Genomic DNA, 22,036 nt, shown 5'->3' with positions numbered 1-22,036 from the left:
GGAATGCATTTTGACCAAATTACTGTGAGCGAAGCGAACAGTAATGATACTTTTTCTCAGTACGTATGAACTAACCGTATGCTAAATGAGAATATTTGTCAATAGTTATTCTGTAAAAAGTCAAAATATCGTAGTTTTTGGTCAGATTCTCATAAGATTTTTTTCATTCTGACCATTATAATAAAGTACAGAATTTAAGGAGGAATTTCTTATGGAACGTAAATGGTGGCAGGACAAAGTAGCCTATCAGATCTACCCAAAAAGTTTTTATGATTCAAACAATGACGGAATCGGTGACATTCCGGGAATTATACAGAAATTAGATTATCTCAAAGACCTCGGTGTGGATATTATCTGGATCTCTCCATGTTATCCATCTCCTTTTGCAGATCAGGGATATGATATTTCGGATTACTATGACATCAACCCTGCATTCGGAACTCTCGAAGATATGGACCATCTTCTTGCCGAAGCAAAAAAACGCGATATGTACATCATCCTGGACCTGGTTGTAAACCACTGCTCTGATGAACACGAATGGTTCAAAAAAGCCTGTGAGGATCCGGATGGAAAATACGGAAACTTCTTCTACATCGAAGACCGCAAAGAGGGAGAACTCCCGTGCAACTGGAGAAGTTATTTCGGAGGCTCAGTCTGGGAACCGCTCCCGGGACATCCGGACAAACAGTATCTCCACGTCTTCCACAAAAAACAGCCTGATCTTAACTGGGAAAACCCGGAAGTACGCGAGGAAGTTTACAAAAACATCAACTGGTGGCTTGACCGTGGAGTCAGTGGATTCCGTATTGACGCGATCATCAATATCAAGAAAAAACTTCCATTCAAAGATTACCCGGTTGACCGCCCGGACGGACTTTCCAGTATCCACTATATGCTTGAGGATGCAACCGGTGTCGGAGAATTCCTCGGCGAGATGCGTGACCATACTTTCAAACCACACGATGCTTTTTCTGTAGGTGAGGTTTTCAATGAAAAGGAAGAAGAACTTCCTGATTTCATCGGAAGCAACGGATATTTTTCCAGTATGTTTGATTTCTCCACGACCGTATTCGGTGGAAGTCCGAACGGATGGTACGACCACAAAGAGATCACACCGGAAGATTACAAGGAATGCTGTTTCCACTCTCAGAAACGTATCGGCGATATCGGATATCTGTCCAATATCATCGAAAACCACGACGAGCCGCGCGGTGTCAGCCACTACATTCCTGACGGAGATCTTTCTCTCCAGAGCAAGAAATTCCTGGCTGCCATGTACTTCATGCTCCGCGGACTGCCGTTCATCTATCAGGGACAGGAGATCGGTATGGAAAACCTGACATTCACTTCTATTGACCAGGTGGATGATATCAGTTCCATCGATGAATATCATGTAGCCCTGGACGCCGGCTGCACCGAAAAAGAAGCTCTCGCCTGTGTCTCCAGATACAGCCGTGACAATGCCCGTACACCGGTTCAGTGGGATACCACCGAAAACGCAGGATTTTCCAAAGGTACTCCATGGCTTCCTGTAAACCCGAACTACAAAGACATCAATGTAGAAGCTCAGGTAAATGACCCGGATTCTTTATTCTCTTTCTACAAAGCACTGATCGCTCTGCGCAAAGACCCAGAATACAAAGAAACCATCGTTTACGGTAAACTGATCCCTTACCTTGAGGAACAACACAATCTGATGTCCTATTATCGAAAAGGCGACAAAACTCTCCTGGTTCTCGGAAACTTCCAGAAAGAACCACAGAGTGCAGTCCTTCCATCTGCATACAAAAAAGTACTTCTCAACAACTACCCGGAAGTATCTGTAAGCGGAAATACTGTAACACTTGACAATTATCAGGTTTTGATCCTGGAGCTTTAATATTACCCCCTTAATATTGCTTGTTTATTTATTATCTTTTCTTTCTTCAGGCAACTCCAGTAATTAAAAAAGCCCCCGCGAAGTTTTCCTTACTTCGCAGGGGCTTCTTTAGTATCTGGGCATTTTTTATTTGCAGAGTTCTTCTGCCATCTTGTCCAGTTCTTCGATATTTTCATCACTTAAGGAAGACATGATCTTGACTGTGTTGCCCAGCCAGGTGATATTCTTGCTCTTCTCGAATTTCGCCTGCATAACTTTGGCTGCATTCGGAGCCCAGCTTCCGTTCTCGATCAGACCGATAGTTCGGTTCTGGTAGCTTCTCTCTGTCAGATGATCGATGTATGTCTTCATGAATGGGAAGATATCTGCATTGTAGGTAATGGTTGCAAGAACCAGTTTACCGTAGCGGAATGCCTCCTCAACTGCCTCTGCCATGTCATCTCTGGCAAGGTCAAATACAGTAACCTTCGGGCAGCCTTTTTCTTTCAGTTTCTCAGCCAGGATTTCAACAGCTTTCTTAGTATTTCCATAAACGGATGTATATGCGATCACAACACCCTCATCTTCTACTTTATAAGAAGACCAGATATCATATTTCTCAATATAATGTCCCAGATTCTCAGTCAGGACCGGTCCGTGCAGAGGGCAGATGATCTGGATATCCAGAGTTGCAGCCACTTTGAGAAGCTTCTGAACCTGCGGACCATATTTGCCGACGATACCGATATAATAACGGCGTGCTTCGCAGTCCCAGTCTTCCTCTACATCAAGTGCGCCGAATTTACCAAATCCGTCAGCAGAAAACAGAACTTTGTCTGTACTGTCGTAAGTTACCATAACTTCCGGCCAGTGTACCATCGGAGCAAACACGAAAGTAAGCACATGTCTGCCAAGGGTCAGGGACTCACCATTTCCAACTTCAAGAGTTCTTCCCTCAAGATCCAGGTTTCTGAAGAAGTTCTTCATCATGCCAAAAGTCTTGGTATTTGCCACGATCGTTGTATCCGGATATGTATTCATAAAGTTCTCGATATTTGCTGCGTGGTCCGGCTCCATATGCTGAACTACCAGGTAATCCGGCTTCGCGCCATCCAGAACTGCTGCGATGTTATCGAGCCATTCCTTTGTGAAGTTTGCATCAACAGTATCCATAACTGCGATCTTCTCATCCTTGATCACATAAGAGTTGTATGCCATTCCATTCGGCACATCATACTGACCTTCAAACAGGTCTACCTGGTGATCATTTACACCTACATATAAGATATCATTCGTAATCTGCATTGTAATTTCTGCCTCCTTGACTTTTGTCATTTCATTGTTTCTCCTATTATAGCATCCTTTTTCTGGAAAAGAAACACTTTTAGTTGAATACTTTACTTTTTTTATCCAATTTCAACTCTCTTCGTATTTTTCCCGTTTTTACTGTAAAAAATCCGTCGAACGTGGTATGATAGAAATAATCTCCGGAAATATCCCGGAACAGATTATGTGATTTTAGTTTTGGAGGAAATAATCTTGAGAAAACAAATATTAAGTTATCTTGAAAAAAACAGCAAAATGGATTCCAAAGAGATCGCCATTCTGCTTGGCACAGAACCAGATGTTGTCGAAAATGAGATCCGCAAGATGGAAGAAGAAAAAATCATCTGCGGCTACCACACCATGATCGACTGGGACAAGACCAGCTCCGAAATGGTCACTGCACTGATTGAAGTGCGTGTAACACCACAGCGTGGCCAGGGATTTGATTCCATCGCAGAACGTATCTACAAATATCCGGAAGTCCGTTCCGTATATCTGATCTCAGGCGGCTACGATCTGATGGTCATTCTCGAAGGCAAAACCCTCAAAGAAGTTTCCCAGTTCGTAACAGACAAACTGTCCACACTGGATTCTGTCTTAAGTACCGCAACCCACTTCATCCTGAAGAAATACAAAGACCACGGTACGATCTTCGATCAGAAAATCAAAGACGAAAGGATGCTGGTGACACCTTGAGAAAACTTGTAGCAGACAAGGTGGCAGCCATCCAGCCATCTGGAATACGTAAATTTTTTGACATCGTAAGTGAAATGGATGACGTAATCTCTCTCGGTGTCGGCGAACCTGATTTTGATACTCCATGGCATATCCGTGATGAGGGTATCTACAGCCTGGAAAAAGGCCGGACATACTACACTTCCAATGCCGGACTCCTGGAACTCCGTCAGGAGATCAGCAAATATGTACAGAACAAATACAAAGTTTCCTACGATCCCAAGAGTGAAATCCTTGTAACCGTAGGCGGCAGTGAGGCGATCGACCTCTCCATGCGCGCCATGCTGGAACCTGGAGATGAAGTCCTGATCCCGCAGCCATCCTTCGTTGCATACGAGCCATGTGCTGTCATGGCAGACGGCGTGGCGAAATTTATCGACCTCAAAGCTGAGAACGAATTCCGCCTGACCGCAGATGATCTGCGCGCAGCGATCACTGACCGTACCAAGATCCTGGTCATGCCATTCCCGAACAACCCGACCGGTTCCATCATGCCACGTAAAGAACTGGAAGAAATCGCCCAGGTTGTGATCGAGAATGATCTCATCGTAGTATCTGACGAGATCTATGCAGAACTGACTTATTACGATGAGCCGCATGTTTCCATCGCAAGCCTTCCGGGAATGAAAGAGCGTACACTCCTTCTGAACGGTTTTTCCAAGACTTTCGCCATGACTGGATGGCGTCTTGGATATGCATGCGGACCTGCTGAACTTATCAAACAGATGACCAAACTTCACCAGTTCGGAATCATGTCTGCACCGACTACCAGCCAGTATGCAGCGATCGAAGCACTCCGCAATGGTGAATCAGCTGTACAGGAAATGCGTGAGGCTTACAATGGCCGCCGCCGTTACCTGATGCACGCTTTCCGCGAGATGGGACTGGAATGTTTCGAACCTTTTGGTGCTTTTTATGTTTTCCCGTCAATCAAGGAATTCGGTCTGACTTCTGAAGAATTTGCCGAAAGACTTCTTCGTGAAGAACACGTAGCTGTTATTCCGGGATCCGCATTTGGTAAATGTGGCGAAGGATACATCCGTATTTCCTACGCTTACTCTCTCGAGAATCTGAAGCTTGCCATGTCACATCTTCAGAACTTTATCGAGAAATTACGCAGAGAAAAACACTCATAAAAATAACAGGAGCAGCAAAGAATTAATTTTTCTTTGCTGCTCTCATGTTATATACGAACATTCCAAGCGATGCCAGAATGATCAGTCCATATCCTATAAAGCTGTATTTGTCCGGAATTTCGCCAAAAAGGAAAAATCCAAGAAGTGTTGCAAATATGATCTGTGAGTAATCAAAGATCGATATCTTGCCCGCTGGTGCATAACTATACGCCGCCGTGATCGTAAACTGGCCTCCTGCTGCAAACAGACCTGCCATCAGAAGCGTTCCAAGCTGTGTAACTGTCATCGGGACATAATTAAAAATCAGATACGGAAGCACAAACAGGCAGGAACACACAGAAAAATAAAATACAATAATCGGTCCCTTGATCCCATGTGTTCCAAGTACACGGACCATCGTATACGCGATTCCTGCGCCAAGTCCCCCGCAGACTCCGATCAGTGCCGGGATCAAAGCCGTATTCTGAAATCCCGGCTTCACAACAAACAGGCATCCTATAAATGCCAGGAATACGCAGGCCCCCTGTACCGGCGTGATCTTTTCTTTCAGAATCAGAAATGAAAAGATAATTGCAAAGAACGGGGACAGTTTGTTCAGGATAGATGCGTCTGCAACAAGCAGATGATCGATCGCGTAATAGTTACACAGGATTCCCAGAGTTCCAAATGTACATCGCATGATCAGCGGACCCCAGTATGCTTTCTGTACCTTCGGCACAACATGATTTTTTGCCAGGATAATAACCGCAAAAAAAGCCGCTACCAGATTTCGGAAGAAGCTCTTCTGAACGGAAGGAAGATCACCCGCCAGCCGGACACTGACATTCATGCAGGCAAAGAAAAATGCCGACAGAATGATCATGACCATTCCCTTTATATAATTTTCCTGTTTCATATGATTTCACCATACCTTTCTCTTTTCCAGTGTTTCTATCATAACACTATTCCTGAGGAAGATACAATAGAGATTCTTTGTAACTGTTCGCAGATAACGATTGTTTTTGTTAATTTTTCTTTCTGCAAAATTATATATAGCGATTTCGACATTTTTCGGCTATAATAAAGTCTGTACACACACTTAGAGAGACGCGGCACCTTATTACAACGTTAAAGCCGCTTCAGAACGGAGGATTATTATGGAAATTGTTTGTTTAGACCTTGAGGGCGTACTGGTACCTGAAATCTGGATCGCATTCGCAGAGGAAACCGGTATCCCGGAATTAAAGAGAACAACAAGAGATGAGCCGGACTACGACAAATTAATGAAATACCGTCTCAATATTCTGAAAGAGCACAATCTTGGACTGAAAGAGATTCAGGAAACAATTTCCAAGATTGATCCGCTTCCGGGCGCAAAAGAATTCCTCGACAAGCTCAGAGAAATGACACAGGTGATCATCATCAGCGATACCTTCTCTCAGTTCGCAGGACCTCTGATGAAAAAACTCGGCTACCCGACTATCTTCTGCAACTCTCTCGTTGTAGCAGACAACGGCGAGATCACAGACTTCAAGATGCGCTGTGAAAAATCCAAATACACAACGGTCAAAGCCCTGCAGTCTATCGGCTACGACACCATCGCCAGCGGCGACAGCCACAACGACCTCGGCATGATCCAGGCAAGCAAAGCAGGCTTCCTCTTCAAGAGCACCGACGCCATCAAATCCGAATACCCGGAAATCCCGGCATACGAGACTTATGATGAGCTGTATGATGCAATCAGGAAAGTGATCGAAGGATAATTCTATTAATCAATAAATACACAACTAGTGTCTTTTTGATTACAATGCAATAAAAAACTCCCCGGCAGATCGTCCCCTCATATATAGAGGTTAGCGGTCCACCGGGGAGTTTTCATTTCATATTTGTCCAATTCTGTAAATCTTACAGAAACTGGCTGAATTCTATTTTCTCTTCATTCGGTCCTTTGATCGTGAAGAAACGGACACCATTATCCCAGAATGGAAGAAAATGGATCTCGTCCTGCAGTGTGTTCATATTTTTATCGCAGATTTCCTTATAAACATGCTCAATGGCACCGATTTTTCCTGCTGCATCCTCCGACTCATAAACTTCCATAACCAGATTGTGCATTTTGAGGAAACACACCCTCGCTTCGTCATTCACTGTCTCAAACGCAGTTTCAAATCCCAGATCCTCATAAAACTTTTTTGTTGCATCCATATCCTTCGTAGGAATTCCTACATGCTGGATCCCTGTTGCATAATCTTTCATCCCGATCGCTCCTTTGCTTTTTCTTCATATTGACAGCTATTCCTGAATTTTTCCAGTATATAAAAAACACCAATTTCTAAGAAATCGGTGCTTTATCGCGACAAAAAAAGCGGGTGATGGGAATCGAACCCACGTATCCAGCTTGGAAGGCTGGTGTTCTACCATTGAACTACACCCGCATCTGTAATGCATTAATTATAATACCACATTTTCCGGAAAATGCAAGCAGATTTTTAAAATTTTTTATATTTTTGTATTTGTATATATTATTTGCTCAAGATGCACTATCCGGGACTTTAAAAAGTCCCGGATAAGTATATCCTTATCTTAGCTTTTCGACAACAACTTTGTCATATATCTTCTGATATTCTACGGGATCAAAATCTCCCGTATTTGGAGAAAGTGCATTTGCTGCTGATACTGCTACAGCATAACGCAATGCCTCTTCTGCCCTGTAATTTCTCTTAAGAGCAACTGCCAAGCCACCAACCATAGAATCACCACAGCCAACAGTATTTACCACCTGGATTTTGGGAGGTTTTCCATGATAAATACCTTCTTCACACACAAGAAGTGCTCCTTCTCCACCCAGCGAAACTGCCACATACGGAATTCCTGATTTCTGAATTTCAACTGCATATTTTAGTACTTCATCCATAGAATGTATTTTAGTATCAAACAGCAGTTCCAGTTCATCCTGATTCGGTTTCACCAATGTTGGTGCTGCTTTCATTCCTTCCTGTAAAAGAACGCCACTGGTATCCAGAATAACTTTTTTACCAGCCTCTTTCAGTTTTGTAATGATCTTGGCATAAATATCTTTTCCCATTCCGCGGGGAACACTGCCTGAAATCGTAACGATCTCACTGTCTTTTACAATTTCAGGCAGTTGCTCCATAAACTTTACCTCTTCTTCTGCAGAAATCTCACATCCTGGCTCCAGATACTCCGTAGAGCCATATCCTTCGTCCAGAATATTGATACAGCATCTCGTTTCTCCTTCCATATGTCCAAAATGATATGCAATTCCGTCCCGGGCAAGCATGGATTCCAAATACTGTCCATTAAATCCACCAGTAATTCCTGTTGCCTGTACTTTTTCCCCGCACAGCTTAATTGCCCGGGCCACATTCAGTCCTTTTCCACCTGCTGAATTCCTGCATCTGGCAACTCGCATGACAGTCCCATTTTCAATCGTATGATCCATAAAATATGCCTTGTCGATTGAAGCATTCATAGTCACCGTAGTAATCATAATCTTCTCCCCGCTTCGGTCTTATGCCTTATCTACACTTCCGCAGACTTTGATCTTTGACATTACATACTGTTTCACTTCTTCGCGACCTGATGCATTATATTTCTTTGGATCGATTGCATCCGGATTTTCCATAAGGTATTTTCTCACACCTTTTGTAAAAGCAATACGCAGATCTGTTGCATAATTTACCTTGCAGATTCCACGGCTGATACATTCTTTTACCGCATCATCCGGTACACCGGAAGTGCCATGAAGAACAAGCGGAATGGATACGACTTCTCTGATCTCACTGAGTCTGTCCACATCAAGCTTCGGAATTCCTTTGTAAACACCATGAGCTGTTCCGATCGCAACCGCAAGTGAATCTACCCCTGTTGCATTCACAAACTCAACTGCTTCAGAAGGAACTGTATACGGATTTCCGTCACCGCCTTCCAGATCATCTTCTTTTCCACCAACTTTTCCAAGCTCTGCTTCTACTGGAACACCTGCAGAGTGGCAGGCATCTACAACAGATTTCGTTACTTTAATATTATCTTCAAAGCTTTCATGTGACCCGTCGATCATAATGGAGGTGTAACCAGCACGATACGCTTTCATAGCCAAATCAAAACTGTTTCCATGATCCAGGTGCATCACAACCGGAACTTTGGCTTCTTTAGCCGCCGTTGCTACATTTGCAAAAAAGTAATCTACATCTGCATATTTCACAGTAGAAGGCGTTGTCTGCATAATAACAGGCGCATTCAACTCTTCTGCTGCCGCCACTACTGCCTGAACCATTTCCATATTTTCTACATTAAAAGCACCGACTGCGTAATGACCCTCCTGAGCTTTTAATAATAATTCTTTCGTTGTTACTAACGGCATATCTCTTTACCCCTTCCTGTACTGTTATGAAATCGTAAATCCACCATCAATTACAAGGTTTGCTCCATTAAACAGACTCGCTGCATCACTTGCAAGATATACTGCACATGCAGCAACTTCCTCAGGATATCCAAATCTTCTGGACGGAATCGTTTTCTTAAATGCCTCTCCCTTTTCATTATTCCAGTTCATCTCACCCATCTGTGTAAGAATGATCGTCGGAGAAATTGCATTGATTCGTACACCATACTGCCCCCATTCCAGTGCAAGCTGTTTTGTCATCTGAATAATACCGGCTTTTGCTGTTCCATAAGCAAGATGACGCTCCAGGGCAACAACACCGGCCTGAGACGCAATGTTAATGATACTTCCACCGCCATTTTTAATCATCGTCTTTCCTACAGCAAGTGCCATTCTTGTACTTCCTGTAAGATTTACCGCCATCGTCATATCCCATACTTTTTCGGTGCTCTCTGCTGCCATTTCCAGGAAACCAATACCTGCACAGTTTACAAGAACATCAATTCTTCCAAATTTCTCAATTGCCTTGTCTACCGCATTCTGAATATCCTGTGTAACAGTCAGATCTCCTTCTACCGTAAGACACTGTCTTCCCTGATCTGTAATATAATTTTCTACCTCTTCTGAACGTTTCAGGTCAAAAGTTACAATATCTGCACCTTTTCTTGCAAACATCTTTGTAATTTCCATACCAATTCCATTTGATGCACCGGTAATTAATGCAACTTTTCCCTCTAATGAATAATCTTCATTAAAACATCTGTATTTGTTTGTTTCACCCATGGTATCCGTCTCCTTTTATCTGTATTAAAGACAGAAAACCCGGCTCAAGCCGGGTTTTCTGAGTATTACATTTCAATAAGAATTTTAAGGCTTTCGTCCTTGTTATTTTCAATATATTTAAACGCTTCCTGGTATTCATCAAACTTAAATACTTTAGATACCAGTGGTTCCATATTGATCTTGCCTGCTGCCATATAATCAATGGTATCCTGGAAATCTTTCTCCACATACATCAGAGAACCGATCAGTCTGAATTCACGATCCTGTACCCATGCCATATTGATCTCCGGAGTAGTACCATAAACACCAACGATTACAATATCATGTCCTTTCTTTGAGCACTCGATAGCCTGATTTACAGTTGCACCGATACCAACACATTCAAAGAAGATATCTGCACCTTCACCACCAAATGCTTCTTTGATCGCATCCTGCATGGAAACTTTACCAGTATTTGCTGTATGAGGAATTCCGCATTTTCCGGCAAGTTCCAGACGATAGTCTGAGAAGTCTGTGATCAGAACACTCTTTGCACCTTCTGCCATAGCAGCCTGTGCTGTAACATTTCCGATCGTACCAGCTCCCATAACCACTACATTCATACCTTTCACACTGCCGCTTCTTCTCACTGCATGAACACCAACTGCTGCCGGTTCAATTGTTGCTGCAATCCTTGCTGACATTCCATCCGGAATTTTCTTGATCAGCGCTGAATCAACATTGAAATATTCACATGCAGCTCCCGGTGTCTGACAACCGATAACTTCCAGTGTGTCACAGATATTGTATCTTCCACTCTTACATGGTTCGCATTCGTGGCAGAATTCCTGCGGCATAGCAGTTACCAGATCACCCACATTGATTCCTTTTACTTCTGAACCAACTTCTACTACTTCACCTGCCATTTCATGTCCCAGACGAATCGGGAATGACATAAATGGATGTTTTCCATAGTATGCATGGATATCAGAGCCGCAGATACCAATATTTTTCACTTTCATTAAAATTTCATTTGGTTTAATAACTGGTTTGTCAATTTCACTGAATGTAATTGTTTCCGGTGATGTTAAAACTGCCTGTTTCATAGTATGTATATCCTCCATCATTCTTATTTAAGCATTCCGTTTTCTGTATATCTGTCGATGAACTCAGAAACATTGTCTTTTGTGATCAGAGTTACAGGAATCTGAACTTTCTCATATCCGTCTTTGTTCTCACCTGTAAGAACTTCGTGTGCAATACGAGCGCCTTCTTCTGCCATAACCTGTGCATCCTGAAGTGCTGTTGCATTCATCTCACCATCGTTAATTGCTACTGCAGCATCTGCCAGACCATCAACTCCGTAGAACTGGATATCATCAGCTACGCCTGCATCTTTTGCTGCTTCATACGCACCGATTGCCATAGCATCGTTCATGGAAATTACAGCGTCTACATCATCATAAACCTGCAGCCAGTTTTCCATGTATTCCATTCCTTTAGATTTTTCCCAGTCACCGATCTGCTCATCAAGGATTGTGATGTTCTCATTCTGAGAGAAAAGAACATCTTCATATGCTCTACGTCTTTCAATAGAGTCTGTATTTCCAGATGGTCCTAACAGAACAACTACTTTCGCATCTTCTGGAAGATTTTTCTTTGCTTCTTCGGCTACAACAGTTCCAAGGTCATATGGATTTGCGATAACACTGGATGCTTTTTCTACTGCCAGATCATCAAGGTTAATATTCATGATCGGAGTTCCGTCATTGATATATCCTTCTACAAGGTCATCTTCTGCTGCCGGCTCAAGTGGAAGAAGAATGATATAATCATATCCCTGCGATACGCAGGTTTCCAGAGAACTGATCTGTGTTTCCAGTTCATTCTTGGAGTCAATAACTGTCAGTTCCATATCGTCATACTGATCAAATGCTGTCTGCAGCTCGCTTGCCAGCCAGGAAGCGAAAGTCGCTGACATATCTGTCGGAAGAAAAGCTACTTTGTAAGTGTCTGCTGCTGATACAGTTGTTGCTGTTCCCCCTGTCATCACACCTGCCATCATTGCTGCTGCCATAAGTACGCTGAATACCTTCTTTGCTTTCATTTTGTAAATCCTCCTTTTACATTTTTCGTTTTATATTTATTGTTCGCACAATAAAGTTCTTTGATTATTATTTCTGTCCGCCTTCTGCCGGAGCCATAATCTTAACTTTTATCTTCTGTGTCTTGGATAATACATCAATAAGTACTGCGAAGATAATGATCGCCCCCTTGATAATCATCTGTAAGTAAGAATCAATTCCCATCAGGTTCATAATATTGTTCAGGACACCAATGATCAGAGAACCCAGAAGTGTTCCGAATGCTGTACCTGCACCACCTGAGAAGCTTGTACCACCGATAACAGTTGCTGTGATGGCATCTGTTTCGTATCCGGTACCTTCACTTGGAATACCTGCATTCAGACGTCCCATCATAACCATACCTGCGATTGCTGCAAAAATACCGGAAACAATAAATGCTGTCCATTTGATTTTGCATACCTGGATACCTGCTGCATTGGCTGCCTCTGAGTTTCCTCCGATTGCATACAGATAACGTCCGAATTTGGTATATTTCAGAATGATATGAGTGATCACCAACATAATAAGCATGAATGTTACTGTAACTGGAATGATTCCGAATACTTCACCCTGTCCAAAAATTTTGAAATTACCAATTTTGTAAATATTCTGACCTCCTGTATACAGGCAGATCGCACCAAAGCAGACTGTCTGCATAGCCAGAGTTACGATAAATGACGGAAGCTTGAAATATGCTACAAACAATCCGTTGATTGCTCCAACAAGAGCTCCCAGTAAAATACCAACCAGGAAAGCAATTACAAGATTTTCTGTTGCTACATATACGATGCAGGCATAACTTCCTGCCATACCGGCCAGATAACCAATAGAAAGGTCGATCTCACCGCAGATAATGATCATACCCTGTGCAAATGCACAAATTGTCACGATACTAACCTGTTTCAAAATATTTGTCAGGTTCTTTGCTGTAAAAAAGTTACTGGATAAGAAAGAACAGACAACCATCATGGCAATCAAGATCAATATCAGTGAATATTTTTGAATATTTATCTTTGATTTACTTTTCATTTGAGAATCCTCCATAACCTGTTGATCATTTCACATGTCCTGTTGCCAGTTGCATGATTCTTTCCTGCTCAAATTCATTTCTGTTTAAGCATCCTGTTACATACCCCTGACTCATAACGTAGATTCTGTCACACATACCAAGAAGCTCTGGCATTTCAGAAGAAATCATCAGTATCGCATAGCCTTTCTTCGCAAGGTCTGTAATGATATTATAGATTTCAAGTTTTGCACCGACATCAATACCTCTTGTCGGCTCATCCAGAATCAAAAGATTACTTTCGAGCATCAGCCAGCGGCAAAGCAGTACTTTCTGCTGGTTTCCACCACTGAGTGATCCTATCGGTGTTTCGATTCCTGCAAAACGGACTTTCAGCATCTCGGACATTCTCTGTGCATCCTGAACCTCTTTTTTCAGATTGATAAAGCCGCCTTTTTCAATATGATGACTTGTAAGAGTTATGTTTTCTCTGCAGGATCTTACTCCGATAATTCCCTCTTTTTTACGGTCCTCGGTAATCATCAGAATCTTATTTTTGATCGCATGAGTAACATCTTTTGGTTTATAAGGTTTACCCGCCAGAGTGATTTCTCCAGAATCCAGTGGATCCAGACCAAAGATTGCTCTGCACACCTCACTTCTTCCGGCTCCGACCAGGCCGGCCATTCCTACAATCTCACCTTTTCTTACATTAAGGCAGACATTTTTGAACATGTCTTTACTGCAAAGGTTTTTGGCTTCAAAAACAACATCTCCGATTGGAACTTCTTCCTTTGGATAAATATTGTCAATTGAGCGTCCAACCATGTGAGTGATAATGGAATCTTCTGTAAAATCTTTTACCGGTCCGCTGATAATACTCTTTCCATCTCGAATGATCGTAATATCATCTGCGATCTGGAAAATCTCTTCCATTTTGTGACTGATATAAAGGAAACTGATTCCCTGCTCACGCAGTTTTCTGATCTTTTCAAACAACATGTCTACTTCTTTGTTTGAAATAGAGGATGTCGGCTCATCCATGATGATAACCTGTGCCTTAAAAGCAACTGCCTTTACAATTTCCAACATCTGAATACTTGCGATCGGAAGTTCTTTAATCTTTGTTTTTGGATCATAAGGCAGATCATTTTCATCCAGGATCTTTTTTGCCATCTCCATCATCTTTTTCCAGTCAACATGTCCACCCTTTGTTGGCTGGCGTTTCATAAAAATGTTTTCCGCTATTGAAAGTTCCGGAAAGAAGTTCAGTTCCTGATAAATCATCGCAATACCTGCGGCCTGTGATTCCATCGGGCCTGAAAAATGAACTTCTTTGCCATCCAGAATTACCTGGCCTTCATCTCTCTGATAAAGGCCATTGATAATTTTCATCAATGTTGATTTACCGGCACCATTTTCACCCATAACTGCGTGAACGGTACCTTTTCTCAGCGCGATATTTACGCCGTCCAGTGCTTTCACGCCCGGAAAACTTTTTGAAATATTCTTTAACTCAAGTTTAATTTCACTCATCTGTGCCTCCATCTGATGAATTTATGCATTGGCATCAATCATCGACTGTATGGTCTGCTGACTTATATTTCCCTCCATTGGTCCAAATGCTGCTGCATTTAAGGCTCCCGCTGCTGCGCCCATACGTGCCGCATCAATAATGCTTTTGCCTTCTGCAAGTCCACAGATAAATGCTGCATCGTAACTGTCTCCAGCACCAGTTGCATCTACCTGGGTTACAGGATATACGCCTACTTTGTCGATCAGTCCTTCCGGTCCATATATCTCAGATCCTTTAGATCCATTCTTCAGAACGAGAAGTTCCATATTTTTGTTATCCTCGAATACTTTTCGAATTGCTTTTTCCAGATCATCTTCTCCTGTGATCATCTTCAGCTCTGAAACACCTGGCATAAAGATGTTGGATTCTTTATAAACCTGTTTTACAATTTCCATCGCTTCCGGATCTTTTAACATCTCTAATCTGACATTTGGATCAAAACTTACTTTTGCACCTTTTTCCTTGAGAAGATGCATGGTCTTGACAACTTCTTTGCCAAATTCTACAGATGCCATCAGAGAGCATCCCATTACATGGAAGTATTTCGTATCATTAAAATCATCTGTATTTTCAGGAGCCTTGGCTGCTACTGCCGGAGTGTGATTAATATGGAAAATAAACTTTCTGTCTCCATTTTTGAAATAAGTTACAAATGCTGCTCCTGTGGAAGCCTCATCACTGATAAGAACTCTGCTGCAATCTACACCTACACTCTTGAGACGATCCAGAATATTTTTTCCAAAATCATCATTTCCAACACCGGAAATAATCGCTGCACTGTGTCCAAGTCTCGCTGCTGTACTGATAAAAATTCCCGGTGCTCCACTTGGGAACGGGCCTCTGAAATACTTTCCGGTCTCAAAAAGCTGTACATCTTCTTCTGCTCTCATGATCTCAACGAGCAGTTCACCCATAATTACTATTTCAGCCATATCAGCACCTCTTATCCGTTAAATTTTTCTTTCAGGAATGCCATAGATTCTATCAGATATTTATCCATCTGTGCTCCGTCAGCTCCATTGCTCAGATCTCTCCAAACTTTAATATCTGCTCCAACGCTTCCTCCTGGCAGCATGAACGGCTCTGCAACAACTGCTTTGTTATAACCGATCTCTCTTAAAGCTTCTCCCATTTCTGCCCATGGCATGGAGCCTTTGCTCATTCCAGGAAGTTTTCTGTTTCCTTCACCTACATGGAAGTGTCCAAGAAGTGGACCAGCTTTTCTGATAGCATCTGGAAGATTATCTTCCTCAATATTCATATGGAAAGTATCCAGAAGGATATTTACATTTTTGCTTCCAACTCTCTTACAGTACTCTACTGCTTCCTCACAGTTTGTCATAATGTAAGTTTCAAATCTGTTAAGAACTTCCAGACAGCACTCAATATCAAGTTCTTCAGCAACCTTGGCAACTTCTTTCATGCCTTCAATGCTTCTTTCCCATGCGCCCTCTTTGTCATCATATTTAAAGTTTTTGCATGGCCAGTAAGAATACATTGCACCAACCAGAGATTTGGATCCGATCTTTGCCATCGCTCTGAGGATGTCTGTAAGATATTTTACTCCGTTCGCACGAACTGCCGGGTCTTCAGAAGCCAGATCGTATTCTTCAGCAGGTCCGATATTGGAAGTGATCTCCATTCCAAGTCCATCGCAGGTATCTTTCAGTTCTTTTAACTGTTCATCTGTCATGTCCAGAAGATGTGGTGCTCCAACTTCAAGCACTTCGCATCCACATGCATGCATTCTTTTTGCTGTTTCAATGTAATCGCATTTCCATTCATGTCCCCAGTAAGAATATAACGCACCAAATTTCATATTTTTTACCTCTCTTTATAAATATTGCTCGTGCACAATTTCATGGTTTTTTTAATTTTATTTTTTTACCATATTTTTACGATTCTTCTTTAATGTGCTCGTGCTCTTTTTGTTGTTTTTATAGTATCACAATTATTTATTGTATTCAATAGTCAATATTATCTATATTTTTCGATTTATTTTTATATATTTTTACTATATCCATTTTTACCCACCCCCGATCATTTTTTATTTTGTGCTCGTGCTCTTTTTAAGATATAAACTATAGACACCAAAGGTAAATCATGGTAAACTTCTAGTATATATTATTGAGATTTTACATCTCAGATATATATATGTTTCATGTATGTTTAATGTATGTTTCAATGCAATACGAGTCACAAAAAGGAGTTTTATATGCCTGTAACTATAAAAGAAATTGCAGCCCTGGCAAATGTATCGCGGGGAACTGTCGACAAAGTACTTAACAATCGTCCCGGAGTCAAAGATACTACACGTGAGAAAGTACTTAAAATCGCCAAACAGCTTAACTATCAGCCGAACTTCATTGGTAAGGCTTTGGTACACAGCAGAGATCCTATTAAACTTGGAATTATCCTGACACCTGACTATAACCCTTTTGTTCAGGATCTTCTGACTGGAATCAACAATGCTCAGGAAGAATTTTCGGCTTTTGGAATTGAAGTTATTACAAAAATGATGACTTCACTGGAACCAGCCGAGCAGCTCAGTATCATTAATGAACTTGTAGAAGCAAACGTAAGCGGTATGGCTGTTTTCCCGCTGGATGACCCACAGGTTTTTTCCCGCATCAATCATCTGATTGAAAATCAGATGGCTGTCATTACTTTTAACTCAAGAATTGAAGGAATCCATGATCTTTGTTTCGTAGGGCAGAATCATTACAAGGGCGGTCGCACTGCTGCAGGACTTCTCGGCAAGATTGCAGAACCTGATGTTGAAATTGGTGTTATCATCAGTTCCCATAACCTCTCCTGCCACCAGGACAGACTTCATGGATTTCAGGATAAACTTGCAGAAAGTTACCCCAACGTCAAGATCTTAGATATTCAGGAGAACCAGGACCGTAAGGAGGATGCTTTTCGCATTACTCTGGAATACTGTAATAAATACCCGAATCTCGGAGCGATCTACCTTACAAGCGGTGGAATTACCGGTGTGATCAATGCTCTGGAAATCGCAGAAAAGAATCCCCGTATCAAGGTCATCTGTCACGATATTACACCTGATACCATTCATTTTCTCAAGAATGGAACGGTAGACTTTGCACTCGGACAAAGTCCTGTACTCCAAGGATATCAACTGGTCAAAACTTTGTTTGAATATCTCATCAAAAATATCCGTCCACAGGAAATTATCGAAATACCAGTCGCAATCACCACGGACGAATCTCTTTAAGAATCTTATCTATCTCACAAAAGGGCTGAGCCCCAAAGCAACTATACTTTGTTTTGGGGTTCAGCCCTTTTCTTTTATATTTTTATGTTTATACATATAATTCAGCATAACCGTCCGCTGTAAATCTCACTCTTTTAACTCCTGCGTATGAACCAAAGAAGCATAAATACCATCTTTCTGCATCAGTTCTTCATGAGTTCCATTTTCGACAATCTGCCCCTGCTCGATGACAGCAATATTATCCGCATTTTTCACAGTAGACAGCCTGTGTGCAATGATAATCGTTGTTCTTCCAGCTGCTAGTTTCTCAAAAGTTTCCTGAATTTTCGCTTCCGTCACACTGTCCAATGCAGAAGTAGCTTCATCAAGAATCAAAATCGGCGGATTTTTCAGGAAAATACGTGCGATAGAAATTCTCTGCTTCTGCCCGCCAGAAAGAAGAACGCCCCTCTCTCCGACATTCGTATCAAAACCTTTTGGCATTTCCATGATGTCATCATAAATCTCTGCCATCTTTGCGGCCCGGATGATCTCATCCATTGTCGCATCCAGTTTCCCGTAACGAATATTTTCTGCAATGCTGTCTGCAAAAAGAAAGACATCCTGCTGCACCACACCAATATTTTTATGCAGAGATTCCTGTGTTGCCTTTCGCACATCCACACCATCAACAGAAATCCTTCCTTCAGTCACATCATAAAACCTCGGGATCAGCTGACTGAGTGTTGTCTTGCCGCCACCCGAAGATCCGACAAACGCAATCGTTTCACCCGGAACAATATGAAGTGAGACATCTTGGAGCACCTCATGGTCACCTTCATAGGAAAATCCCACATGCTCAATATCAATCTTTCCTTCTACCTTCTGAAGTTCTACTGCATCCGGAGCATCTTTCAGCATCGCTTCTGTTCTCATCAATTGCACATATCTATGTAGGCTGGCAGTTCCATTCGCAATCAGTTCCACTGTCGTCGAAAGCTTTCTTACTGGATTCACAAAAGTTGAAACATACAGGCTGAATGTGATCAGATCAATAATATTCAGCTGGTCCGACATAATCAGGGCACCTCCAACTGCAATTACGATTGCTGAAAGAATGCACATAAAAAATTCCATTACTGCATTAAATCGACCCATAGCTCTGTAAAAATCCGCTTTAGAATCGCGATAACTTAAATTTGCAGAGTCAAATTTGTCAAGCTCTTTTTCTTCATTTGCAAATGCCTTTGCAGTACGAAGACCAGAAAGTCCAGATTCAAAATCTGTGTTGATCGCTGCCATTTCTTTTTTTACATTACGAGATGCGTTCTGCATAGAAAAACGGCATTTCCACACAACAATGAGAAAAATCGGAATCGTTACCGCGATCACCAGTGCCAGTTTCCACTGAATCGTAAACATAATGATCAATGCACCTATAATCGTCACCGTAGAAATAAAAATATCCTCCGGCGCATGATGTGCAAACTCTGTAATATCAAAAAGTTCCGATGTGAGCTGGCTCATCAGCTGTCCCACGCGGGCATTATCAAAATATGCATAACTCAGTTCCTGAATATGCTGAAACAGATCACGCCTGAAATCCGTCTCTATCCGAACACCAAATGTATGTCCCCAGTAGGTAATAATATAAGTAAAAACTGACCGCAAAATATAGGCACAGAACACCACCGCCATTACCGTCCAGAATGTTCTCCACGCGTTATCCGGCAAAAGTTTGTACATACACCATCTGGAAATAAACGGAAATGCCAGATCGATCATTGCAATCGCCAATGCACACACCATATCCAGGAAAAACAGTTTTCTGTGTGGTTTAAAATACGACAGAAAAATCTGCAATTCGCTTTTGTCCTTAAAATCCTTCTGATTCATTTTTCTTCTCCTGATTCTTTTATTTTATGTCGTCTCTCTCTCCATCAATTTCGTACCAAATACCATATGTTGAACACTTGGCTTATTATCTTTAGCAGCTTCTATATCTTCAAGAATAAGATCTGCCGCTCTCTGCCCCATTGCTGCAATGGAGCGTTCCATCTCGGAGTTCCGCTTTTATCAGGTCTCCAGTCAGTCCGTCATAGCATAGTAATGGATGCCATGTGCCTGATAATGGAAGTTGAATCCTTCTCCTTCCTGCCTGCCATAAGTACCCAAAAGAGTACTGTCTAAATCCAGAAGCACATGCTCCGGGCATTTTATGAAATAAATGATATCCCTAAGATTTTTATCAATGTCATCAAACTGTACCAGAGTATCTTCATCCATACGGTTGAAAAATCTTGATAATGTTGGCTGCAATGCCAGACTTTCTTTATCAAGAATGACATTGAAAACAGGATCCAGAGTCAGTTCATCCGCACAGTCATCCTGAAAATATGCAGAGATGATCTGATAGATCATCTGTAATAAGTTTTCATGGTCTTTGTGAAACCGGATAGACTTATCATTGGTTTTAAACTTCTTTTTGATCAGCTTTGTAAAGCCGATCTTTGCAGCGAATTCTTTTATCAAAAGAAGACCTGCATCGGAGGATAGATCACCTCCATCAAAATTTATTTTAATTTGCCTATTGCTTTGAAGTGAAAAGGTGTTTACAATACTCATAAAGGGCTTCTTTGTTTGGGATTGTTAAGACTTTGAACACCTTAATTTTACCACAAATGGATGCTCTTTTTTCATTCACTTAATAAGTGAAAAGCAATGTGCAATTAAAATACAGTAACTATGTGGCTTTCAGCCACTTTCACGACAAAGCCGTGAATAATTCAGGTTTATTTTATGAAATATTTTTGATGTTCCCTTCCATCATATTTAATACTCAACTCCTGCCGCCTCGGTCATCTTCTTCATAAAGAAATGATTAAATAATGCGATCACACGTCCAACACCAAGTACCGCAACCACGGTTCCGATTCCCACTCCAACCAGCTTATGTGCAAAGATCATTCCCACACTGATTGTAATGCAGATGTTAAAAAGGTCAAAACAATTCTTAGTAAAACCAACCGGTTTGTGGATAAAATCTGCAATCGCCTGTACGATACCGTCGCCTGGATTTGGAATGATGCGCATATTCAGAGACATTGCCGCTCCGATTCCTGTGCAGATAATGCCTCCTGCCAGAACAAGAAGCTGTGAAGCAAATCCATGTGATGGTGCCGGAATCCACGCAGAAAACAGGTTCATGAATCTGGTAAAGATCAGACTCAGCGGAAGCTGCAGAAGATCCATTCCAAGGATAAGTGGAAGCGATTTCCTTGCCGCCGGTTTTAATGCTGCGCTTTCCTTCGCCGCCTCCCTGTGATTCCAGATCGTATGCAGGATTATTTCCACAATCACAAAAACTGTATACAGCACAAACGTCATGTTACCAAAATTGAAATTCCATATAGTAGAAATACTATAAGATACCGAGATAATCGGCGAAACGCCAAGCCCTGATTTCGTATTCAGAATGATTCCCAACGCCAGGACAAGAAGCCCCACAACGTAGAAAATCACCCGTAAAGTTGAACTCTTTTTCATTTATATTCACTCACTTTCCGGGGATTATCTTAGCACAAAATCCCGCATATATCAAACAAAGATGATATATGCGGGAAGCGGTTAAAAACATATAGAGGAATGAATCTTTCTTTTTATTTATCTCTTTCTACAGAAACTTTGGATGCTTTTTCATAGTATTTTACGATTGCACTGCGGTCATCTTTTCGCATCCGTCTGCCTTGAGGGACTGCATGATCTCCATGACCGATTCTCTCACTGTAATGCCTGCGTTGTTTACGAGAATGTCAATAGAACCATATTTGCTGTGAACCTCATCCATCATCTTGTGACATGCTCCCACCACTTAAATCTTTGATTTTGAAGTGGGGGCTTCTTGCTCAAT

20 protein-coding genes, 1 tRNA gene and 2 pseudogenes are annotated in these 22,036 nt (G+C 41.8%); 5 read left to right on the top strand and 18 right to left on the bottom strand.

Annotation, left to right across the window (positions count from 1 at the left end; genetic code table 11):
* Positions 1-211 precede the first annotated feature (211 nt).
* The gene (locus tag DWX28_RS16140; protein ID WP_022213430.1) at positions 212-1,879 is read left to right on the top strand and encodes an alpha-glucosidase; all 1,668 of its coding nucleotides are present in this window, start codon (positions 212-214) and stop codon (positions 1,877-1,879) included.
* 129 nt (positions 1,880-2,008) lie between these two features.
* Here the strand turns inward: DWX28_RS16140 and DWX28_RS16135 are convergent.
* Positions 2,009-3,163: pseudogene (locus tag DWX28_RS16135) on the bottom strand (FprA family A-type flavoprotein); the annotation flags it as partial.
* A 234-nt stretch (positions 3,164-3,397) separates the two neighbouring features.
* On the opposite strand from DWX28_RS16135, the gene DWX28_RS16130 reads away from it, so the two are divergent.
* Entirely contained in the window at positions 3,398-3,880 is a 483-nt protein-coding gene (locus tag DWX28_RS16130) for an Lrp/AsnC family transcriptional regulator (protein ID WP_022213432.1), read from the top strand.
* Positions 3,877-5,055 carry an aminotransferase class I/II-fold pyridoxal phosphate-dependent enzyme gene (locus tag DWX28_RS16125; RefSeq protein WP_118253868.1) on the top strand — a complete coding sequence of 393 codons (1,179 nt, stop codon included), beginning with the start codon at positions 3,877-3,879 and terminating at the stop codon, positions 5,053-5,055. Before DWX28_RS16130 ends, DWX28_RS16125 begins: the two co-directional genes overlap by 4 nt.
* A 22-nt stretch (positions 5,056-5,077) precedes the next feature.
* Here the strand turns inward: DWX28_RS16125 and DWX28_RS16120 are convergent, their stop codons facing one another.
* Complete coding sequence (locus DWX28_RS16120; protein ID WP_022213434.1) at positions 5,078-5,950, bottom strand: DMT family transporter; 873 nt, start codon at positions 5,948-5,950, stop codon at positions 5,078-5,080.
* A gap of 241 nt (positions 5,951-6,191) precedes the next feature.
* On the opposite strand from DWX28_RS16120, the gene thrH reads away from it, so the two are divergent.
* Positions 6,192-6,797 (top strand): bifunctional phosphoserine phosphatase/homoserine phosphotransferase ThrH, encoded by a 606-nt coding sequence (gene thrH / locus DWX28_RS16115; RefSeq protein ID WP_118253865.1) that lies wholly within the window; start codon positions 6,192-6,194, stop codon positions 6,795-6,797.
* A gap of 142 nt (positions 6,798-6,939) precedes the next feature.
* Here thrH and DWX28_RS16110 read toward each other — a convergent pair whose 3' ends face one another.
* From DWX28_RS16110 to DWX28_RS16060, 11 genes are all read right to left on the bottom strand, one after another.
* A complete protein-coding gene (locus tag DWX28_RS16110) occupies positions 6,940-7,290 on the bottom strand; it encodes a VOC family protein (RefSeq protein WP_118253862.1) in 351 nt (116 codons plus the stop codon).
* 108 nt (positions 7,291-7,398) lie between these two features.
* A tRNA-Gly gene (locus tag DWX28_RS16105) sits at positions 7,399-7,469 on the bottom strand.
* A gap of 143 nt (positions 7,470-7,612) precedes the next feature.
* Entirely contained in the window at positions 7,613-8,545 is a 933-nt protein-coding gene (gene pfkB, locus DWX28_RS16100) for a 1-phosphofructokinase (protein WP_118253860.1), read from the bottom strand.
* Positions 8,546-8,566: 21 nt separating this feature from the next.
* Positions 8,567-9,418 (bottom strand): class II fructose-1,6-bisphosphate aldolase, encoded by an 852-nt coding sequence (fba, locus tag DWX28_RS16095; protein ID WP_118253857.1) that lies wholly within the window; start codon positions 9,416-9,418, stop codon positions 8,567-8,569.
* A 24-nt stretch (positions 9,419-9,442) separates the two neighbouring features.
* A complete protein-coding gene (locus tag DWX28_RS16090; RefSeq protein ID WP_118253855.1) occupies positions 9,443-10,222 on the bottom strand; it encodes a GolD/DthD family dehydrogenase in 780 nt (259 codons plus the stop codon).
* 65 nt (positions 10,223-10,287) lie between these two features.
* A complete protein-coding gene (locus DWX28_RS16085) occupies positions 10,288-11,307 on the bottom strand; it encodes a zinc-dependent alcohol dehydrogenase (RefSeq protein ID WP_158565329.1) in 1,020 nt (339 codons plus the stop codon).
* A gap of 23 nt (positions 11,308-11,330) precedes the next feature.
* On the bottom strand, positions 11,331-12,308 hold the full coding sequence (locus tag DWX28_RS16080; RefSeq protein WP_118253849.1) for a sugar ABC transporter substrate-binding protein: 978 nt from the start codon (positions 12,306-12,308) through the stop codon (positions 11,331-11,333).
* 67 nt (positions 12,309-12,375) lie between these two features.
* Positions 12,376-13,356 carry an ABC transporter permease gene (locus tag DWX28_RS16075; protein WP_118253845.1) on the bottom strand — a complete coding sequence of 327 codons (981 nt, stop codon included), beginning with the start codon at positions 13,354-13,356 and terminating at the stop codon, positions 12,376-12,378.
* A 25-nt stretch (positions 13,357-13,381) separates the two neighbouring features.
* Positions 13,382-14,869, bottom strand: coding sequence for a sugar ABC transporter ATP-binding protein (locus DWX28_RS16070; RefSeq protein WP_118253843.1), 1,488 nt, complete (start codon positions 14,867-14,869; stop codon positions 13,382-13,384).
* Between the two features lie 21 nt (positions 14,870-14,890).
* Positions 14,891-15,841 carry a sugar kinase gene (locus DWX28_RS16065; protein WP_118253840.1) on the bottom strand — a complete coding sequence of 317 codons (951 nt, stop codon included), beginning with the start codon at positions 15,839-15,841 and terminating at the stop codon, positions 14,891-14,893.
* A gap of 11 nt (positions 15,842-15,852) precedes the next feature.
* Positions 15,853-16,728, bottom strand: a complete 876-nt coding sequence (locus DWX28_RS16060; RefSeq protein WP_118253837.1) for a D-psicose 3-epimerase — start codon at positions 16,726-16,728, stop codon at positions 15,853-15,855.
* Positions 16,729-17,124: 396 nt separating this feature from the next.
* Here DWX28_RS16060 and DWX28_RS16055 point away from each other — a divergent pair, with 396 nt between their 5' ends.
* Positions 17,125-18,147 (top strand): LacI family DNA-binding transcriptional regulator, encoded by a 1,023-nt coding sequence (locus DWX28_RS16055; protein ID WP_118253834.1) that lies wholly within the window; start codon positions 17,125-17,127, stop codon positions 18,145-18,147.
* A gap of 126 nt (positions 18,148-18,273) precedes the next feature.
* Here DWX28_RS16055 and DWX28_RS16050 read toward each other — a convergent pair whose 3' ends face one another.
* The 5 genes and pseudogenes from DWX28_RS16050 to DWX28_RS16035 form a co-directional block, all read right to left on the bottom strand.
* A complete protein-coding gene (locus DWX28_RS16050) occupies positions 18,274-20,022 on the bottom strand; it encodes an ABC transporter ATP-binding protein (RefSeq protein WP_022213549.1) in 1,749 nt (582 codons plus the stop codon).
* Positions 20,023-20,046: 24 nt separating this feature from the next.
* A complete protein-coding gene (locus DWX28_RS19625; RefSeq protein ID WP_022213550.1) occupies positions 20,047-20,184 on the bottom strand; it encodes a transcriptional regulator in 138 nt (45 codons plus the stop codon).
* Positions 20,159-20,751 (bottom strand): annotated as a pseudogene (locus tag DWX28_RS16045) (transposase); the annotation flags it as partial. The pseudogene DWX28_RS16045 and the gene DWX28_RS19625, both read right to left, overlap by 26 nt.
* Positions 20,752-20,958: 207 nt before the next feature.
* Positions 20,959-21,672, bottom strand: a complete 714-nt coding sequence (locus DWX28_RS16040) for a YczE/YyaS/YitT family protein (RefSeq protein ID WP_118253832.1) — start codon at positions 21,670-21,672, stop codon at positions 20,959-20,961.
* A 160-nt stretch (positions 21,673-21,832) separates the two neighbouring features.
* Entirely contained in the window at positions 21,833-21,976 is a 144-nt protein-coding gene (locus DWX28_RS16035) for a hypothetical protein (RefSeq protein ID WP_158565328.1), read from the bottom strand.
* Between the last annotated feature and the right edge of the window lie 60 nt (positions 21,977-22,036).

This window comes from Blautia sp. AF19-10LB, from assembly GCF_003461245.1.
Classification (GTDB): domain Bacteria; phylum Bacillota; class Clostridia; order Lachnospirales; family Lachnospiraceae; genus Blautia_A; species Blautia_A intestinihominis.
The sequence above is the reverse complement of the archived record's forward strand: the minus strand, read 5'-3'. Positions and strand labels throughout refer to the sequence as shown.